This is a genomic window from Kutzneria sp. NPDC051319 (assembly GCF_040682195.1).
Taxonomy (GTDB): domain Bacteria; phylum Actinomycetota; class Actinomycetes; order Mycobacteriales; family Pseudonocardiaceae; genus Kutzneria.
Genome location: NZ_JBFBAM010000003.1, coordinates 198990 through 216058, shown reverse-complemented (window position 1 = coordinate 216058; position 17069 = coordinate 198990). Strand labels below are relative to the sequence as shown.

Annotated in this window: 21 protein-coding genes; 10 read left to right on the top strand and 11 right to left on the bottom strand. The window is 70.9% G+C overall.

The window, feature by feature from the left end:
- Positions 1-62: 62 nt before the first annotated feature.
- Positions 63-1025, top strand: a complete 963-nt coding sequence (locus AB0M73_RS04540) for an aldo/keto reductase (protein ID WP_043720418.1) — start codon at positions 63-65, stop codon at positions 1023-1025.
- Positions 1026-1253: 228 nt separating this feature from the next.
- A complete protein-coding gene (locus AB0M73_RS04535) occupies positions 1254-2012 on the top strand; it encodes an SDR family NAD(P)-dependent oxidoreductase (RefSeq protein WP_363886723.1) in 759 nt (252 codons plus the stop codon).
- Positions 2013-2019: 7 nt separating this feature from the next.
- On the opposite strand, the gene AB0M73_RS04530 is transcribed toward AB0M73_RS04535, so the two are convergent.
- Complete coding sequence (locus AB0M73_RS04530) at positions 2020-3657, bottom strand: TM0106 family RecB-like putative nuclease (RefSeq protein WP_363886722.1); 1638 nt, start codon at positions 3655-3657, stop codon at positions 2020-2022.
- A gap of 78 nt (positions 3658-3735) precedes the next feature.
- On the opposite strand from AB0M73_RS04530, the gene AB0M73_RS04525 reads away from it, so the two are divergent.
- On the top strand, positions 3736-4173 hold the full coding sequence (locus AB0M73_RS04525; protein WP_363886720.1) for a DUF6474 family protein: 438 nt from the start codon (positions 3736-3738) through the stop codon (positions 4171-4173).
- Here the strand turns inward: AB0M73_RS04525 and AB0M73_RS04520 are convergent.
- Positions 4170-4604, bottom strand: a complete 435-nt coding sequence (locus AB0M73_RS04520) for a DUF6069 family protein (protein WP_363886717.1) — start codon at positions 4602-4604, stop codon at positions 4170-4172. The two genes, AB0M73_RS04525 and AB0M73_RS04520, sit on opposite strands and share 4 nt — an antisense overlap.
- Positions 4605-4726: 122 nt before the next feature.
- Here AB0M73_RS04520 and AB0M73_RS04515 point away from each other — a divergent pair, with 122 nt between their 5' ends.
- Positions 4727-5371 carry a TetR/AcrR family transcriptional regulator gene (locus AB0M73_RS04515; protein ID WP_363886713.1) on the top strand — a complete coding sequence of 215 codons (645 nt, stop codon included), beginning with the start codon at positions 4727-4729 and terminating at the stop codon, positions 5369-5371.
- On the opposite strand, the gene AB0M73_RS04510 is transcribed toward AB0M73_RS04515, so the two are convergent.
- Genes AB0M73_RS04510 through AB0M73_RS04495 form a run of 4 tightly spaced genes read right to left on the bottom strand, consistent with a single transcriptional unit; the run spans position 5368 to position 8845 of the window.
- Positions 5368-6330 (bottom strand): glycine betaine ABC transporter substrate-binding protein, encoded by a 963-nt coding sequence (locus AB0M73_RS04510; RefSeq protein ID WP_363886710.1) that lies wholly within the window; start codon positions 6328-6330, stop codon positions 5368-5370. The two genes, AB0M73_RS04515 and AB0M73_RS04510, sit on opposite strands and share 4 nt — an antisense overlap.
- A gap of 11 nt (positions 6331-6341) precedes the next feature.
- Positions 6342-7079, bottom strand: a complete 738-nt coding sequence (locus AB0M73_RS04505; RefSeq protein ID WP_363886707.1) for an ABC transporter permease — start codon at positions 7077-7079, stop codon at positions 6342-6344.
- Positions 7072-8205 carry an ATP-binding cassette domain-containing protein gene (locus AB0M73_RS04500; protein ID WP_363886705.1) on the bottom strand — a complete coding sequence of 378 codons (1134 nt, stop codon included), beginning with the start codon at positions 8203-8205 and terminating at the stop codon, positions 7072-7074. Before AB0M73_RS04500 ends, AB0M73_RS04505 begins: the two co-directional genes overlap by 8 nt.
- Positions 8198-8845, bottom strand: a complete 648-nt coding sequence (locus AB0M73_RS04495) for an ABC transporter permease (protein WP_363886702.1) — start codon at positions 8843-8845, stop codon at positions 8198-8200. Before AB0M73_RS04495 ends, AB0M73_RS04500 begins: the two co-directional genes overlap by 8 nt.
- A 78-nt stretch (positions 8846-8923) precedes the next feature.
- Here AB0M73_RS04495 and AB0M73_RS04490 point away from each other — a divergent pair, with 78 nt between their 5' ends.
- Genes AB0M73_RS04490 through AB0M73_RS04475 form a run of 4 tightly spaced genes read left to right on the top strand, consistent with a single transcriptional unit; the run spans position 8924 to position 11832 of the window.
- Positions 8924-9442, top strand: a complete 519-nt coding sequence (locus AB0M73_RS04490; protein WP_363886699.1) for a hypothetical protein — start codon at positions 8924-8926, stop codon at positions 9440-9442.
- A gap of 46 nt (positions 9443-9488) precedes the next feature.
- On the top strand, positions 9489-10265 hold the full coding sequence (locus AB0M73_RS04485) for a YcnI family protein (protein WP_363886696.1): 777 nt from the start codon (positions 9489-9491) through the stop codon (positions 10263-10265).
- On the top strand, positions 10262-10801 hold the full coding sequence (locus AB0M73_RS04480; RefSeq protein WP_363886694.1) for a copper resistance CopC family protein: 540 nt from the start codon (positions 10262-10264) through the stop codon (positions 10799-10801). The genes AB0M73_RS04485 and AB0M73_RS04480 overlap by 4 nt, the downstream gene beginning before the upstream one ends.
- On the top strand, positions 10798-11832 hold the full coding sequence (locus AB0M73_RS04475) for a CopD family protein (RefSeq protein WP_363886691.1): 1035 nt from the start codon (positions 10798-10800) through the stop codon (positions 11830-11832). Before AB0M73_RS04480 ends, AB0M73_RS04475 begins: the two co-directional genes overlap by 4 nt.
- Here AB0M73_RS04475 and AB0M73_RS04470 read toward each other — a convergent pair.
- Positions 11810-12130 carry a tetratricopeptide repeat protein gene (locus AB0M73_RS04470; protein WP_363886688.1) on the bottom strand — a complete coding sequence of 107 codons (321 nt, stop codon included), beginning with the start codon at positions 12128-12130 and terminating at the stop codon, positions 11810-11812. The two genes, AB0M73_RS04475 and AB0M73_RS04470, sit on opposite strands and share 23 nt — an antisense overlap.
- Positions 12131-12218: 88 nt before the next feature.
- The gene (locus AB0M73_RS04465; protein WP_363886686.1) at positions 12219-13001 is read right to left on the bottom strand and encodes an alpha/beta fold hydrolase; all 783 of its coding nucleotides are present in this window, start codon (positions 12999-13001) and stop codon (positions 12219-12221) included.
- Between the two features lie 80 nt (positions 13002-13081).
- Here AB0M73_RS04465 and AB0M73_RS04460 point away from each other — a divergent pair, with 80 nt between their 5' ends.
- Positions 13082-13927, top strand: coding sequence for a phosphotransferase (locus tag AB0M73_RS04460; RefSeq protein ID WP_363886683.1), 846 nt, complete (start codon positions 13082-13084; stop codon positions 13925-13927).
- On the opposite strand, the gene AB0M73_RS04455 is transcribed toward AB0M73_RS04460, so the two are convergent.
- The 3 genes from AB0M73_RS04455 to AB0M73_RS04445 all read right to left on the bottom strand — a co-directional run bounded on the left by AB0M73_RS04455 (position 13911) and on the right by AB0M73_RS04445 (position 16532).
- Complete coding sequence (locus AB0M73_RS04455) at positions 13911-14198, bottom strand: hypothetical protein (RefSeq protein ID WP_043720436.1); 288 nt, start codon at positions 14196-14198, stop codon at positions 13911-13913. The two genes, AB0M73_RS04460 and AB0M73_RS04455, sit on opposite strands and share 17 nt — an antisense overlap.
- Positions 14199-14305: 107 nt before the next feature.
- A complete protein-coding gene (locus AB0M73_RS04450; RefSeq protein ID WP_363886679.1) occupies positions 14306-15211 on the bottom strand; it encodes an aminoglycoside phosphotransferase family protein in 906 nt (301 codons plus the stop codon).
- Positions 15212-15215: 4 nt separating this feature from the next.
- The gene (locus AB0M73_RS04445) at positions 15216-16532 is read right to left on the bottom strand and encodes a helix-turn-helix transcriptional regulator (RefSeq protein WP_084581315.1); all 1317 of its coding nucleotides are present in this window, start codon (positions 16530-16532) and stop codon (positions 15216-15218) included.
- A gap of 275 nt (positions 16533-16807) precedes the next feature.
- On the opposite strand from AB0M73_RS04445, the gene AB0M73_RS04440 reads away from it, so the two are divergent.
- On the top strand, positions 16808-17065 hold the full coding sequence (locus tag AB0M73_RS04440; RefSeq protein WP_043720443.1) for a hypothetical protein: 258 nt from the start codon (positions 16808-16810) through the stop codon (positions 17063-17065).
- Positions 17066-17069 lie beyond the last annotated feature (4 nt).

The following is a 17069-nucleotide window of genomic DNA, read 5'->3' as shown; positions in this document are numbered from 1 at the left end:
GGCTTAGGCCGTACAGGTGGTGAACACCCGGTGGCGCTACCCGAGGTTTAGGGTGACCGCCCGTGGAGCAACGTCGCCTGGGTGATTCCGGTCTTGTCGTCAGCGCGGTCGGCCTCGGCTGCAACAACCTGGGCCGCCCAGGGACATCCACGGAGACGCTGGCCGGCGCCCGTGCCGTGGTGGAATCCGCGCTGGACAACGGGATCACGTTCTTCGACGTCGCCGACGTCTACGGCGCGCCCCGCGGCCGCAGCGAGGAACTGCTGGGGCAAGCGCTCTCCGGCCGCCGCGAGCACGCCGTCATCGCGACCAAGTTCGGCGTGGACATGCAGGGCCTCAACGGTCCCGACTTCGGCGCCCGCGGTTCGCGCCGCTACGTGCGACGGGCCGTCGAGTCCTCGCTGCGGCGGCTGAACACCGACTGGATCGACCTCTACCAGCTGCACCGGCCGGATCCGCGCACGCCGCTGGCCGAGACGCTGTCCGTGCTGGACGACCTCGTGCACGAGGGCAAGATCCGCTACGTCGGCCACTGCAACCTCGCCGGCTGGCAGATCGCCGACGCCTCATGGACCGCGCAGACCGAGCACGTCGCTGCCCCGGTGTCCGCGCAGAACCACTACTCGCTGCTGGAGCGCGAGGTCGAGCGCGAGGTCGTGCCGGCCTGCGGCCGGTTCGGGCTCGGGCTGCTGCCGTACTTCCCGCTGGCCAACGGCCTGCTCACCGGCAAGTACCGGCAGGACGGCGAGCCGCCGGTCGGCAGCCGCCTGTCCGGCCGGGAACGGCTGCTGGCCGAGGCGCCGTGGGACCGGATCGAGAAGCTGCGGGCCTTCGCCGAGGAGCGGGACGCGCCGATGGTGCGGCTGGCCATCGGCTGGCTGGCCGCGCAGCCGGCCGTCGCCTCGGTGATCTGCGGCGCGACGAGCCCCGAGCAGGTGCGGACCAACGCCCGCGCCGGCGAGTTCACGCTCACCCCCTCCGACCTGGACCAGCTAGACGAAATATGTCCGCCGGGTCGTCGCTGAGTGTGATGCTCGTCATCCCCCGGTAGGAGGCCGAAACGGCACCTGCGGCCGACGCGGGATCCGCCTGCCGTCGCGCACCCTGTTTGACATGGAACTTCTTCAGTTCGCGGGACTGTTCGTGGGTGGCTCGCTGGTGGTGGCCCTGCCGCTGTTGGCGATGCTGCGGCTGTTGCAGGGGCCCGCCGACCGACACGACGTCTGATCGATCCAGCAGGTTAGCCTCGCCGAATGCAGATCTCTGACAACGCGGCGATCGTGACCGGTGGGGCTTCCGGGCTGGGCGGGGCGACCGCTCGGGCGCTGGCCGCCCGTGGCGCCAGGGTGTTCGCCCTGGACCTGCCCAAGGCCGTCGCCAACGCCGAGGCCGTCGACGGCGTGACCTACGTCGAGGCGGACGTCACCAGCCCCGAGCAGGTGCAGGCCGCGGTGGACACCGTGGTCGCCGCCGGGGCGCCGCTGCGCATCACCGTCAACTGCGCGGGGGTGGGCACCGCGGGCCGGATCGTGGGCAAGAACGGCCCGCACGACCTGGACACGTACCGGAAGGTCATCGAGGTCAACCTGATCGGCACGTTCAACGTGCTGCGGCTGGCCGCCGAGGCCATCGCCAAGACTCCCGCCCTGGCCGACAACCAGCGGGGCGTCGTGATCAACACCGCCTCCGTGGCCGCCTTCGACGGCCAGATCGGGCAGGCCGCCTACTCCTCGTCCAAGGGCGGCGTCGTCGGCCTCACCCTGCCGGCCGCCCGCGAGCTGGCCTCCTCCGGCATCCGCGTGATGACCATCGCCCCCGGCATCATCGACACCCCCATGCTGGCCGGCGTTTCCGACGAGTTCCGCGCGGGCCTCGCCGCCGGCGTGCCCTTCCCCAAGCGCCTCGGCCGTCCCGACGAGTACGCCCAGCTGGCGGTGGCCATCGTCGAGCACGACTACCTCAACGGCGAGGTCATCCGCATGGACGGCTCGCTGCGCATGGCCCCCCGCTAGCTCCCGCTCAGAGGTCGCCGGCGAAGGGCAGTTCGGCCATCGCCGGCGAGCTCATCCACTCCCGCAGGGCCAGCGTGGCGTGGACGTCGTCCTCGTTGTACTCCAGCAGGCGCTGCCGCTGGGAGACCTCGGCGGGGGCGCCGTCCATGCCGACGGCGTCGCGGTACCAGCGCATGGAGTTCTCGCCGCCGGCCTCGGGGTCGCGCCAGTGGAAGCCGGCGACCGGGGCGATGATCTTCAGGCCCTTGCCGTGGGCGCACAGGAACTGGTCGCGGACGCTGCCGAAGACGTCGACCCAGGCGGGATCGCGGATGAAGGCGTTGACCTGGGCCACGGTGGGCACGCCGGGCTTGCCGGCGAAGCGCTCGGCCGAGAACAGCAGCCAGCGGTTCTCGGCCAGCTCGTTGTAGCAGTAGGCCCGGAAGGTGAAGCCGTGGGCGAGCGCCTTGGTGCGGACCAGCATCAGCCACGTCCAGAACTCGCCGAAGGACCGGGCCTCGTCATCGTCCGGCAGCGGCTCCCAGGTGACGAACGGCCGGTAGCCCTGCCGCTCGCCGATGTCCTTGCCGGTGAGCAGGCAGCCCCACATGTACGCCCCGGCGTCGCCGAAGCTCTCCATGTCGATGTCGACCTCGACATCGGCCCGCGGCACACGGACCTTGCGCACCCGGCGGACCACGGTCAGGTCCCGCAGCCAGGCGCGGGCCAGGATCACGGCGTCCGACAGCGGCATACCCACCAACGGGGTCGCCAGCTTGGTCGCCGGGTCCATCGCCGCCAGCTCGTCGACGGTGGAGACGCCCAGCTTGCGCAGTGCGAACGCGTCCTCGCCGCGAACGACCAGGCTCACGTCGCGGGCCTCGTTCAACGCCACGTCGCAGACCGGCCACCACGGGCAGCTGCGGCATTCGACGATGCGGGAGGGCTGGGCCAGCGGCTCGCCGCCGGTCGAGGCGGTGTTGGCCACGGCCAGCCGGTCGGCGAAGCGCATGTCGTACTCGGACAGCGCGGTCCGGGCGCCGGGCCAGGTCGGCGCGTCCAGGTCGTGCCAGAGGACGACGTCGGCGTCCATGCCGACCACGCCGCCGTAGGACCGGCCGCTCGCGGCGAAGCCGCTGGCCTGGAGCATGCGCTGGGCGTGGGCCAGCCGGAGCTGGTCGCGCGGCTGCGGGCGGACCTTGCGCAGCGGGTCGGAGCGGATGCCCATCGGCGTCGGCTCGCTCAGCGGCGACGTGCGGGCACCCGTGCCGGGGTCGGTGACCTTGTGCCGGACGACCAGCACCGGGACGTAGCCCGTGCTCACGCGGACCAGCAGGTCGATGCCGCCGCGGCGGCCGCCGGACGGGTCCCGCGGCAGCTGCGGCGCCCACACGAACGGAGCCCCGGCGGAGAGCGCGGCCACCGTGGCCCGCTCCCGGTCGGCGGTCTTGGCGTCGAGCGGGATCTCCGTCCAGGCCGAGCCGGCCATCGTGGCCATCCGGTCGGCGACCAGCCGGCGGTGGGCCATCGCGTCCGCGCGGCGCTGCTCGCCGGTGGGGTCCGGGGCGGCCCGGGGAGCGTCGGCCATGGTCGGGTCGTTCTCCAGGTGCACGCGCCGCCGGCAGCGGGTCACCACACCGGCGTCGAGCAGCACCGAAGACGTCACGGCGACCAGCCTAGTTCCGCCCGTCGGGGTCCGTGTCGACGGCCGGTGGATCTCCACCGGCCGGACTACAGTCGAGGCGTGGCACGCAACCGGTCGAAGCCTCGGATCACTCCCGCTCGCGCCAAGAACATGATCGGCCTGGCCAAGGTCGTCGCGCCGGCCGTCGTGCCCGTTGTCGCGCCGTACGCGCTGCGTGCCGCCTCGATGGCCCGGGACGCCGTCGACCGGATGCGGGCCCGCCGCCTCGGCGTCGAAGTGAAGGATCTCGCCTCCTACTCCGGCCGTGGCGGCGCGCTGCACGCCCGCATCGCCGGCGCCGCGGCGGCGGCCGCCGACCTGCGCGCTTCCGACCCGGCCTTCGCCGACACGAGCGAGGCGAGGCTCGCCCAGCTCGCCGCCGCCGTGCGGGCCGCGGAGCGGATGCCCGGCGCCCGCCGCAAGGCCGCGCACAAGGCCGTCGGGCAGGAGCTGGACCGGCTGGAAGAGGATCTGCTCCGCCGGCTCGGCGTGAACTAGACGGTCCTGCGGTAGCCGACGAGCGGCAGCACGCGGCTGACTGCCGTCACGGTGACGGCCGCGACGACCACGTGCATCACCACCAGGCCGGCGAAGTTGACCCCGTCGGCCACGCCGGTGACCAGCAGCAGCACGTCCGGGATGAAGCTCAGGACGACGACCGCCGGCACCAGCTTGCGCAGGGTGGCTCGCGCATTCGCGGCGCGGCGGCGGACGAGCGCCCAGCCGAGGGTGCCGGCGAGCACCCCGATGATCGTCAGTGGCGCGTAGGCCACCAGCTGGAGACCCATGCTGGTGCCGTTCGGACTCAGGGCGGTCGCGGCCAGCGCGACACCGGTGTTCAGGGCGATCGAGACCACCGCCGCGGCGGCGACGCCGAGCGTGACGCGGGCGGTCGAGGTGTCGACCTGCGGGTGGATCTGGGTGCTCATGATCGTCTCCCTAGAAGTGGATAGCTATGCTCCGTTTCTCTGCGACCGACCGTAGCAGTCGAAACGGATACGAGCTATCCACATGGACGATGCTTATCCATTTGACAGCTACGATGGGTCCCATGGACGGGTCGAAACCACTGCGCCGCGACGCCGAGCGCAACCGGCAGCGCATCCTCGCCGCCGCGAACGCGCTGGTCGCGGAGGTTGGCCTCGACGTGACCCACAACGACATCGCCCGCGCGGCCGAGGTCGGCGTCGGCACCGTCTACCGGCGTTTCCCCGACCGCCAAGAGCTGATCGACGAGCTGTTCGACGAGCGGGTGGACCGGATCATCGCCCTGGTCGAGGCCTCGCTTTTGATCGAGGACCCGTGGTCGGGGCTGTGCGCGTTCATCGCCGGCAACCTGGAGCTGCAAGCCGGCGACAAGGGGTTGAAGGACCTGATGACCGGCGACGGCCGCACCACCGACCTGGCCCGCCGGGCCCAGGCTCGGATCGGCCCGGCCGTGCGCGAGCTGGTCCGGCGGGCGCACGCCTCCGGGCAGCTGCGCCCCGACGTCGGCGTCGGCGACTTTCCCCTGGTCCAGGAGATGGTCGGGGCGGTGCTGGAGCACTCCAAGCGCATCGACCCCGACCTGTGGCGGCGCGCGCTCGCCCTCGTGCTGGACGGCTACCGGGCCGACGCCCAGCAGCGCGAGCCGCTGCCGGGCGCCACGCCCACGCCGGCCCAGATCGAGCAGGTGCTGAGCGCGCCCCGCCGCTAGGCGTTGCTGTCCGGCACGTCCCTGCTGGTCACGAAGCCCTCCTTGACCAGCCAGTCGCGAGCCACGTCGGCCGGGTCCTTGCCCTGCACGTCCACCTCGGCGTTCAGCTTCTGCATGGTCGGGTTGTCCAGCTTGGCCGACACGGGCGCCAGCACCTGCTCGATCTGCGGGTGCTCGGCCAGCACGCTGGAGCGGACGGTCAGGGCGGCGTTGTACTGCGGGAAGAAGTGCTGGTCGTCGTCGAGGACCTGGAGATCCAGCGACAGGATCCGGGCGTCGGTGGTGAACACCTCGCCCCAGTTGCAGGCCTTGCCGTCCTTGGTGGCCTGGTAGACCGCGCCGGTGCCGAGGATCTTCACGTTGTCCGACGGGATGCCGTACTTCTTCGTCATACCGGGAAAACCGTCGTTGCGGCTGGCGAACTCGGTCTCCAGGCAGAAGGTCGCCGCCGACGGATCGACCTTGGCCAGCTGCGACAACGTGTGCACGCCGTACTTCTTGACCACCTCGGCGTTGGCCGCGATGGCGTACTTGTCGTTGACCGGGGACATCGCGATCCAGCTGACGCCGTTGGCCTTGTCGGCGTCACGCACCTTGTCGAACTGCTGCCGGGGATCCACGATCACGTCGCTGTGCCCGAGGTAGCTGATCCACGCCGTGCCGGTGTACTCCCAGGTCAGGTCGACCTGCCCGGCCAGCAGGGCGTTGCGGGCCGAGTTCGAGCCCTGGATGTTGGTCAGGTCGCTGACCTGCGCGCCGGCCGCCGACAGGGCCAGCTCGGCAAGGTAGCCCAGCACGATGTTCTCGGTGAAGTCCTTGGACCCCACGGCCAGTTTCACGCCGGACAGCACCGGTTTGATCGACCCCGGTCCGACCGACACCGGCACGGTCGAGCCGGAACTCAGCCCGCACCCGGTCAGCAGCGTCCCGACCAGGGCCAGCGCCACCAGTTTCCTCATCGCAGCCGTCCTCATCGCAGCCCCCGGGGTCCGAGAAACTCCTCCGCCAGCCCGCCGAGCCAGTCGACGAGCAGCGCCAGCGCCATGGCCAGCACCGCGCCGACGATCAGCACCGAGGAGCGGGCCAGCTTGTCGCCGGTGTCGATCAGCACGCCGAGCCCGCCGCCGGCCACGAAGAACGCCAGCGTCGCGGTGCCGACGGCCAGCACCAGGGAGGTGCGCAGGCCGGCCAGGATCAGCGGCACGGCCAGCGGCAGCTCGATCCGGCGCAGCACCGACGAGGGCGACATGCCGATGCCGCGGCCGGCCTCGACCAGCGTCGGATCGACCTGCCGGATGCCGACGATCGTGTTGCGCAGCACCGGAAGCAGCGAGTACAGCGCGATCGGCAGCGCCGCCACCCAGAACCCTGTGCTGGAGGTGGCCAGGAAGAACAGCACCAGCACGCCGATGGCCGGCGCGGCCTGGCCGATGTTGGCCAGCGCCAACACGAACGGCGCCGCGAACCGGGCCCAGCGCCGGGTCAGGATGACGCCGAGCGGCACCCCGACCAGCACCACGATCGCCGTCACGGCAATGGCCAGCAGCAGGTGCTGCCAGGTCAGGTCGAGCAGCGTGGAGAAGTTGATGTTGCGCTGCTCGATGTCGTCGAGCTGCCGGGTGCCGATCCACACCAGCAGGCCCGCGACCACGGCCAGCACCACGACCGGCTGCGCGAACATCCGGATCCGGTCGGAGCGGTCAGCCATGGTCGTGTTCCTCCCGCAGCTTGCGGACGGTGTCCATCACGGTGTCGATGCCGACCGCGCCGAGGTACTCGCCACGGGTGCCGACCACCGGCACGAAGCCGCCCTCGGTGAGGATCGCCTCCAGCGCGTCCTGCAACGTGGACTGCTTGGTGACCAGGTCGTTCACCGGCCGCCCGACCGTGCCCAGCGGGCGGTCGCTGAGGTCGCGGATGTGCACCCAGCGCTTGGGACGGCGGCGGTTGTCCAGCACCAGCGCGTACTTCCGGTTCTTCGCCGTGAGCCGCGCCCGCACGTCCTCCGGCCGCTCGTCGATCGTCGCCGTCTCGGCCTCGTCCATCTCGATGTCCCGCACCCGCAACAGGGTCAGCTGCTTGAGCGACGCGCCGGCGCCGACGAAGCCGGCCACCGTGTCGTTGGCCGGGGCGGCGAGAATCGCCTCCGGCGTGTCGAACTGAAGGATGCTCGACTGCGGCCCGAGCACGGCGATCCGGTCGCCGAGCTTCACCGCCTCGTCGAAGTCGTGCGTGACGAAGACGATCGTCTTGTGCAGCTCGGACTGCAGCGACAGCAGTTCGTCCTGGAGATTGCCGCGGGTGATCGGGTCGACCGCGCCGAACGGCTCGTCCATCAGCAGCACCGGTGGATCGGCGGCCAGCGCCCGGGCCACGCCGACCCGTTGCTGCTGACCGCCGGAAAGCTGGCGCGGGAACCGGTCGCGGTACTCGCCGGCGTCCAGCCCGACCAGCTCCAGCATCTCCTCGACGCGGGTCGCCGTCTTCGGCTTGGGCCAGCCCAGCAGGCCCGGCACCATGCCGATGTTCTGCCCCACGGTCAGGTGCGGGAACAGGCCGGCCTGTTGGATCGCGTAGCCGATGCCGCGGCGCAGCTCGTCCGGGTCGAGCGAGAGCGCGTCCGCGCCGCCGATGGTGATCCGACCGGACGACGGCTCGATCAGCCGGTTGATCATCTTCATGGTGGTGGTCTTGCCGCAGCCCGACGGCCCCACGAACACCACGATCTCGCCGGCCGCGATGCTCATGCTGAAGTCCTCGACCGCCGCCTGCCTCGTCCCGGCGTAGCGCTTGGTGACGTTCTCGAGCTGGATGTCGACGGCCTGGTCAGTCACGGATGCCCCTCGATGTGGTCAGCCGGCCGACGAGCACGTACACGCCGTCCAGCAGCAGTGCGATCACGATCACGCCGACGGTGCCGACCAGCGCGAGGTCGACCGCGTTGACGCTGCCGACCCGGGACAGCCCGCTGAAGATCAGGTTGCCGAGCCCCGGGCCCTTCACGTACGCGGCGATGGCCGCGACGCCCATCAGCAGCTGGGTGCTGACCCGCATGCCGGCCAGGATCGCCGGCCAGGCCAGCCGCAGCTCGACGCCGGTCAGCACGCGCAGCCGGTTCATGCCGATGCCCCGGGCCGCGTCCACCACCGCCGGGTCGATCCCGTTCAGGCCGACGACCGTGTTCCGCACGATCGGCAGCAGCGCGTACAGCACGAGCGCGACCATCGTCGGCGGCACGCCCAGCCCCAGCACCGGAATCAGCAGGCCGAGCAGCGCGAACGACGGGATGGTCAAGATCGCGCTGGTCAGCGCCGTGGCCACGGCCGAGCCGACGGGACTTCGGTAGACGGCCACGCCCAGCCCGACGCCGATGACCGCCGCCAGCAGTGTGGCCTGAACCACAGCGCTGGCGTGCAGGTAGGAATCCATCAGCAGGGACTGCCAGCGCGCCGTGACGTACGTCCACAGAGCCATGACGTGACGGTTACCCGAAACGGAGTAGTTACAAACCACCATTCGGAACGATTACGAGGAGCCCTTACGCTCATCCACGTGTCCAGACGGCAGCAGCTCACCGGCCCCGTGCGCTTGATGCGCGGCGTCATGCTGGCCGTCAGCTCCACCACCCTGGCCGTCACCGCGCACGGCGTGGCCGGCGGCGGTTGGCCCGAGACGCTGCCCGTGCTGCCGTTGAGCCTGCTCATCGCGCTGGCCGGCACCGCGCTGGCCGATCGCTGGCGCAGCAGCTGGACCATCGTCGGCGCGCTCGGCGCCACCGAGCTGGCCCAGCACGTGCTGCTCTCGGTGATGCACGGCGAGGGCGTCTTCGGCTCGGGCGTGATGACCGCCGCGCACACCGTCGCGCTGCTGCTGACCGCCGTGCTGCTGGCCAAGGCCGACGCCACGATCGTCGCCGTCGCCGGCGCGGTCCGCCGGCTGCTGCCGGTCGTGCCGAGCTTTCCTCACCCCGACCACGTGGTCGCCCCCGTGGCGACGTCGGCGCCCAGTCACGTCCTCGACGTGCTGCTGCGCCGGGCCCTCGGTCGCCGCGGTCCGCCGGTTCTCTCCTGAATCCCTTTCACCCCAAGCCATTACTCATTCAGGAGAGAACACCCCCATGTCTGTCACCCGCCTCGCGCTGCGAGCTGGCGGCGCACTCGCCGCCGCCGGCGTGATCGCCCTCGTGGCCGCGCCCGGCGCGTCCGCGCACGTCACCGCCAACGTCACCACCGCCGTCCAGGGCAGCTACGCGAAGATCACCTTCCGCGTGCCCAACGAGGAGGACAACGCCGGCACGGTGAAGGTGCAGGTCAGCTTCCCCGACGCGTACCCGATCGCCGGCGCCTCGGTGAAGCCGGTGCCCGGTTGGAAGGGCCAGGTCGACATCGAGCCGCTGGCCAAGCCGGTCAAGGAGAACAACTCCGACGTCAAGAACGCGGTCAAGACGATCACCTGGACCGCCGACCCGGGCACCCGGGTCAACCCCGGCGAGTTCCAGGAGTTCGACGTGTCGGCCGGTCCGATGCCCGACGACACCGACGAGCTGCTGTTCCCGGCCGTGCAGACCTACGACAACGGCATCGTGGTGAACTGGACCGACCAGCCCGCGGCCGCCGGCCAGCCCAAGCCCGAGCACCCCGCGCCGTCGATCAAGCTCCAGACCAAGGCCAACGACCCCGGCGCGATGGACATGACCTCGATGGGCGCGACCGGCGGCGTCACCGACACCGCCGCGTCGAGCTCCGTCGGCTCGGACAACACCGCCCGCTGGCTCGGCGGCGCCGGCCTGCTGGTCGGCGCTCTCGGCGTGGGCTTCGGCGCGGTGGCCGTGCTGCGCAACCGGCGGCCGGCGTCGGCCACCACCCCGACCGAAGACGGAGGCAAGTCGGAGTGAAGCGGCTGCTGGCGTGCCTGCTGCTGGCGGCGGGCGGCATGCTCGGGCTGGCCGGGCCGGCGTTCGCGCACAACGTCCTGGTCGGCAGCGACCCCAAGGACGGCGTGTCGCTGGAGACCGGGCCGTCGACCGTGAGCCTGACGTTCGACCTGCCGATCCAGCAGGGTGACTTCGATGTGATCACCGTGAACGGGCCGAACAGCACCCGCTGGGAAGCCGGTTCGGCCAAGGTGGACAGCAACGTGATCAGCGCGCCGGTGCGGCCGCTGGGCGCTGCCGGCGTGTACACCGTCGGCTACCGGATCCTGTCGGCTGACGGACATCCGGTGTCCGGCTCGGTGAAGTTCACCCTGACCAAGGCCGGCAACGGCACGCCGGCCACGCCCACCGCGGCGGCCGGTCCCCAGTCGTCCGGCGGCTCCGACAGCGGTTCCGTGCCGGTGTGGCCGTGGATCGTCGGCGGCGTCGTGCTGCTGGGCGTCGGGGTCTTCGTCGCGCTGCGCATGGGTCGAGTGCCGGAGGACAGCTCGAAGTGACCACTCCCCGGACCATCGCGCGGCACAACTACGGGCTCGGCGTCGGCCTGCTGCTCGCGGCCGTCGCCGGCGCCCTCATCGGGACCGCACTCACCGGCGAGGCCGCCGCCCCCGGTGTGGTCGAGCCCGGCGCGATGGTCCGGTTCGGGCTGCCCGTGGTCCGGGTCCTGCTCGACGTTTCGTCACTGGTGACGGTCGGGCTGAGTCTGCTGCCCATGCTGCTCGGCTTCGACCGTCCCAAGCAGACCGAGCCCGTGCTCGACGTCGCCCGCCGGGCCGCGGTCATCAGCTCCGCCGCCTGGGCCGTCACCGCCCTGCTGTCCCTGGTCTTCGCCGCCGCCGACCTTCGCCCCGGCGCCTTCCCCACCTTCGCCACCATCGTCGAGTACGTCACGGACATCGGCGCCGGCCAGGCCCTCGTCATCAGCGCGGCCATCGCGCTGGTCTACCTGTTCTTCGCGGTTCTGGCCCTGCGTCACGGCGAAAAGGTGCCGGCCGAACTCCGGATCGTGCTCTCGGTCTTCGGCCTGCTGCCCATCCCGGTCACCGGCCACGCCTCCAACTTCGGCCTCGCCTGGGGTGGCCACGGCCTGACCATGGTGTCGATGGAGCTGCACGTCATGGCCGCCGCCGGCTGGACCGGCGGCCTGCTAGCCGTTGGCGTCCTGCTGCTCGCCAACCGCTCCCTGCTGGCCCGTGCCCTGCCCAAGTTCTCCAAGCTGGCCACCGTCTGCCTCGTCGCCGTCGGTGTCACCGGCCTCGTCAACGCGGTCATCACCCTTGTCGAGACGCCCGGCGTCACCCTGTGGACCGGCCTTTTCGTCACGCACTACGGCTGGATCGTCATCGGCAAGATGCTCTGCTTCGCGGCGCTCGGCCTGCTCGGGGCCAACATCCGCTTCCGGCTCATGCCCCAGGTCGAGCAGCACCAGCGGATTCCGGCCCTGGCCGGCTGGTTCACGTTCGAGGTCGCCGTGATGGGCCTGGCCTACGGCCTGGCGGTCGTCCTCACTCGCGCCCCGGTTGTGTGAGCTCGGCCGACTCCTTGGCTACCGCGGCGGCTTCGTCGTCGAGGCCGATGGCGGCGTAGTAGCCGCTCAGGGTGGTCAGCGAGGCGGCGAGATCCTTCGCGGAGCCCACTCGCCGCCACGTGTCGGCGGCTTCCTCGATGGTCGCCACCGCGTCCGGGAATTCGCCCTGGTTGTTGTAGGCGACGCCGAGCCGGGTCAGGGCGTCGGCCAGCTCCGACAGGCGGGACGTGTCCTCGGCCGCGCGGGCGCGGCTCTTCTCCACTGTCTCCACCAACGCCGTGACCGTCTGCGTGTCCATACCGGCCTCCCCGCGACGGATCATAGGTGGCCTGACCAGACCGGCATCCCGGATAACCGGGGCTGCGCGGTCGAATGCGTCGAATTCCTCAGACCGCGCTGCCCTGCAGCAGCACGGCGGCGACCTGGGCCGGATCATCGCTCATCGGCACGTGCCCGCAGCCGGCCAGGGTCAGGTGCCGGGCGTTGGGCAGCGCCCGCTTGGCCCGTTTGGCCTGGTAGGGCGGCAGCATGGCGTCCTTGCTGCCCCAGGCGACGGTGATCGGGATGTCGTCGGGGATCTGCTCGGCGAACGGCGTGCCCTCGCGCACGATGAGCTTGTACGAGGGCCAGGCGATCTTGAACGCCTCGAAGTCGCCGAGGGCCTGACTCGGATCGAGCTTGCTGGGCTTGGCGACGATGGCGGCGTACATGAGGCCGCGGCCGGCGGTGTGGTGGACGAGCCGGGGCAGGGCCGGTTCGAGGGCCCGGCTGACGCCGCGCATGGTGCCGAATACGGCTCGGGTGTAGGCGAAGTCCCAGTTGGCCCGCCAGAAGCCGGCGGGCGACAGGGTGGTCACGGAGCGGACGGCGTTCAACGCGCCCAGCTCCAACGCGAGCCGGCCGCCCAGCGAGTTGCCGGCGACGTGCGGGCGCTCGATGCCGAGCCGGCCGAACAGCCTGATCAGCTCGTCCAGCGTCTGGGCGAGGGCGGTGCGGCCGTCGTGGTCGAGCGGGCCGGACTCGCCGTGCCCGGGCAGGTCGACCAGGATCAGCTCGCGGTGCGGGGCGAGCAGGTCCACCACCGGCGCCCACGCCTGCCGGCGGTGGGTGACACCGTGCAGCAGGACCAGCGGATCGCCCGATCCGACACGGTCGTAAGACAGGCTCACAAGACCCACCTCCCCATAACCTACTGACGGTAAGAATACCTTTCGGTAACTCGATTGCCAGACCCCGTTAGCGTGGATCCGTGCCGCCGACACCCGACTCGATGCTCCGTGAAGCCGCCGAACACGGCCTTGACCTGCTGAAACAGCATGAGGTCGACGAGTCGGGCTGGGACTACCTCGTGCTGCACGCGACGGCGGCGAACGGCGCGAAGTGGATCCTCCGGGCACCCCGCCACACCGACGGCCACTACCTGCCGGCCGAGGGACCGCTGCTCGACCACGTCCGGCCGCTGATGCCCATCGCGGTGCCGGACTGGCGGATCCGCACCGACACGCTGATCGCCTACGAGCGGCTGCCCGGCGTGCAGGCGGACCGGCAGTGGACGCCGACCGACGACCTGCTGGGCCGGTGCGTCGCCCTGCTGCACGCCCTGCCGACCGACGAGCCGCAAGCGCTGGGCGTGCCGGTTTTCGACCCGGAACAGCAGCGTCGGTGGATCGCCGCCCGGCTGGCCGAGGCCCGGGAGGCCTTCGCCATCGCGGACGAGCGGTGGCGCCGCTGGCAGGACTGGCTGGCCGACACCGACCGTTGGCCGCAGGCCATGGTGCTGGCCCGGGGCGACCTGCACCCGCAGCACCTGCTGGTGGACGGCGGCCGCCTGGTGGGCATGATCGACTGGGCGGACGCCACGATCAGCGACCCGTCACTGGACTTCGTCGACCCGTACGCCCACCTCGCGCCCGCAGTCTTCGAACGGCTGCTGATCGACTACGAACGGCACGGCGGGCACGTCTGGCCGGGCATGCGGGAGCACATCGCGCACCGCGCGTCACTCGAACCGGTGTTCGCCGGCCTGTACGGACTGGAGACGGGCCGGGCCGACATGATCGAAAAGGCCCGCGAGCTGCTCAGTCGCGGTCGGTGACCTGGGCGGCCGACGGCTGGGTGCGCAACTCGCCGAGCCGGTCGAGCACGCCGTGCCCACGGCGGTCGAGTTCGCGGCGGTCGATCCAGCCGGACGCGTAGTGCCGATAGGCCTGGGACAGCATCACCAGTTCGGCCAGATAGTCGGCGGAGCGCCGTCGGCGGTCCTCAGGTAGCGCGGTCAACAGCGGCAGCTGACTGTCGACGACCTCGTCGAGCAGCTGCGCCGTGCGCAGGGCGCGCCGGGTACGCCACCCCGTCCACGCGAACATTCGCGTCCCCGCCAGGCCCTTCACCGCTGCAGCTCACCTCACCAGCATCACCGACACGATGCCTGTGACGTCGTACCGGTCCGGCACCGCGTTACCGGGATGTGACGCTACCGGTAAGGGACCCACCTGGTGAAGGTGTCGCCGGCACGAACCGAGCGAAGTCGCCGCCGCAGCTCGGACCGGATGTTCGGGTTGCTGCGGGCAATCGGCAGCACAGCGGCGGTGAGCTTCAGCTCACGCACCTCGCGCAACACCGGGAAACCATCCCACCGGGTGACGTCGAAGCCGTAGGCCTCGGCCAGGATCTCGTGCTTGTTCACGGTGTGGTGGAAGCGCAGCTGGCCGACGGCGATCGGCACCAGGTCCCACTCGCGCGGCCCGACGCAGGTGGTGTCGAAGTCGCACAGCACGGTGCCGCCGGGCGTGGTGATCAGGTTGCCCAGGTGCGCGTCGCCGTGCACGACACCCGGCGGCAGCTCGTAGCGCACCTCGGCCAACCGGGTCTCCACGTCGTCGCACCGGCGCAGCAGGAACTCGACGTCGTCGGGGTCCCAGCCCTCGGCGTCGTGGATGCGGCGGCGCAGGTCGTCGATCGGGTTCCACTCCGGCAGGTTGGCGTCCTCGACCGGGATCTCGTGCATCTGGCGCAGCAGGTCGGCCAGCTCGACGGCGGTCGGCTCGTCGCCGGTGTCGGGCACCTCCTGCCAGAACGTCAGCGAGTGCTCGCCGATGTGCAGGGGCTGGTCGACGTCGGGCAGCAGCTCGACGGCCGGCACGCCGTAGTCGGACAGCAGCTGGGCGGCGTTCACCACGTTGTCGGCCCGGTGCCGCAGCCCCGGGGTGAGCACGATCCGCACCACGACCGGGTGCCGGGCCAGCCGGAAGACAGCGTTGTTCACGAACCGGATGAGTTCCGCACCGGTCGCGTCCAGCCCGACCTCCGCGCACGCCTGACCAAGGACGGCCCTGAGCCGATCCGTGGTGGAGCGTCCGTCCGACAACGAAGCAGTCACTTGGTCATACCGTCCGATACACCTTGATCCGCTCGGCGAGGTCGAGCGCCGCCGAGTTGTTCTTGCGCCGGCCGGACTCCAGCTGGAGCGGCATCAACCGGTCCGAGATCCGCTTGCTCTTGATCGACTCGCCCAGCCGCATGGCGTGGTTGCCGATCTTCACGCCCTGGTCTACGTCTCCGACGCGCATATGGTTCTCCGCCAGCATGGACAGGCCGAAGACGTGGGTTCGCTGCATGTTGCTCTCGTAGCCCTCGGTGCACTTGATCAGCTCGTTCACCGCGAGCGGCGCGTACTTGACACGGTTGTCCTCGAACTTGCTCAGCGCCGACAGCGCCGAGCCGATCATCCCGTGCAGGTCGTTGACGTCGAAGAACTTGACCCAGCTCGGAGCTTCCTCGCTCTGCGCCCGCTCGAACTCGTCCCGGGTGCGGCTGATCATGCGCTGCACCTGGTCGGGGCGGTCGAGCATGCCGTAGGCCCACGCCTCGTTGGCGCACAGCACCGCGACCGTGAGGGCCGAGCCGGACTCCTGGGCGGCGATCTGGCCCAGCTGGAACATCTTCAGCGCCTCGCCGGCGGCGTCGTTGTGCAGGTAGACGCGGCCCATCCGGTACAGGATGTTGGCGACGAGGCCGTTGTCGTTGCCCATCTTGGCCAGCTCAAGGGCCTTGGCGAAGTGCGTGCGGGCCGAGTCCAGCAGACCCGTGTCGAACGAGGTCCAGCCGGCCAGGCTGTGCATGTCGGCGACGGCCTTGAACAGCCGGAGCTTCACCGGCTCGGCCGCCTCGACCTCGAGCAGCTGACGGGTCCAGGACAGCTGGGCGACCACCGCGTCGCGGCAGAACCCGCCGCCGTACTGGTAGTCCAGCGAGCGCAGCGCCCTGGTCGCGGCCTCGATCTGCCGCACGTCGGTGGTGCCGATCCGGTTCGGCGTCGGCGTCTGGGCCGCGGTCGGCACCCAGGCCCCGCTGTCCGTGCCCAGCACCTGGGCGCCCATCGTGACGGAGGCGGCGTGCTGCAGGAAGCGGCGGCGCTTGACCTCCTCGTCCTCGCGTTGCTCGGCCTCGTCGACGGAGCCGGCGACCTTGAGCGCCGTCGTCTCGTCGTAGGCGAGGCCCATGTAGCCGCGGGGGACCCCGAGCCCGTCCGCGATGCGGGCCAGCACGTCGTAGGCCATGACCTGGCGACCCTTGAGGATCTCCGAGACCTCGGACTGCGACTGGCCGGTCAGCGCCGCGATCTGCCGCTGGGACACGCCGACGCGTCGAAGCTGCCGGTAGACCGAGCTGACATCTCGGCCGGCCAGCGCGTCGCGCATCTCCTGGCGCTCCCAGTTGTCCGGCGTAACGGGCGAGCTCTGGGAACCGATGGTGTTCAATTGCGCCCCCTCACGGTCCGTTGGGCGTCATCCGAAGCGTAAGGGCTGCTCTGCCCGCCGGAGAAGTGCTGATCGGCGAACCTGATCGGTCGCACCGAATCCTCATGACCGCTCATCGTGCAACTCCCACCGATCAGCGCTGTGACGCCCCACAACGTTTGATGTCGTCGCAATCTAGTTTTCCGTAAGCGGTCGCACACGGAGGGACACAGCAAGTGGAACTGATCGGACGAGTCCAGGGTTTCACCCCGGACGTGCTCGCCGACCAGCCCGCGAGCTGCCCCGACGGGCGACGCGCATGGCAGATCCACTGCCGCGACGTGGTCAACCGGGAACGGCACCTCACCGTGGTCGTGGACAAGGGCAGGGTGGTCCTGATGGGCCCTCCTGGGGAGACCGCGGTCCTGTCCGCCGGCCAACTCGGCCAGCTGCGGACGGTCCTGCGCGAGGCCGCCGACCAGGCGGAAAGGTGACGGT

Bases quoted from the DNA above. Each gene is read 5' to 3' on its own strand.
- AB0M73_RS04470 (WP_363886688.1), bottom strand. From the start codon at position 12,130: ATGGACACGCAGACGGTCACGGCGTTGGTGGAGACAGTGGAGAAGAGC.
- AB0M73_RS04535 (WP_363886723.1), top strand. From the start codon at position 1,254: ATGCAGATCTCTGACAACGCGGCGATCGTGACCGGTGGGGCTTCCGGG.
- AB0M73_RS04520 (WP_363886717.1), bottom strand. From the start codon at position 4,604: ATGAGCACCCAGATCCACCCGCAGGTCGACACCTCGACCGCCCGCGTC.
- AB0M73_RS04515 (WP_363886713.1), top strand. From the start codon at position 4,727: ATGGACGGGTCGAAACCACTGCGCCGCGACGCCGAGCGCAACCGGCAG.
- AB0M73_RS04485 (WP_363886696.1), top strand. From the start codon at position 9,489: ATGTCTGTCACCCGCCTCGCGCTGCGAGCTGGCGGCGCACTCGCCGCC.
- AB0M73_RS04495 (WP_363886702.1), bottom strand. From the start codon at position 8,845: ATGGCTCTGTGGACGTACGTCACGGCGCGCTGGCAGTCCCTGCTGATG.
- AB0M73_RS04445 (WP_084581315.1), bottom strand. From the start codon at position 16,532: ATGCGCGACGCGCTGGCCGGCCGAGATGTCAGCTCGGTCTACCGGCAG.
- AB0M73_RS04510 (WP_363886710.1), bottom strand. From the start codon at position 6,330: ATGAGGAAACTGGTGGCGCTGGCCCTGGTCGGGACGCTGCTGACCGGG.
- AB0M73_RS04505 (WP_363886707.1), bottom strand. From the start codon at position 7,079: ATGGCTGACCGCTCCGACCGGATCCGGATGTTCGCGCAGCCGGTCGTG.
- AB0M73_RS04455 (WP_043720436.1), bottom strand. From the start codon at position 14,198: ATGTTCGCGTGGACGGGGTGGCGTACCCGGCGCGCCCTGCGCACGGCG.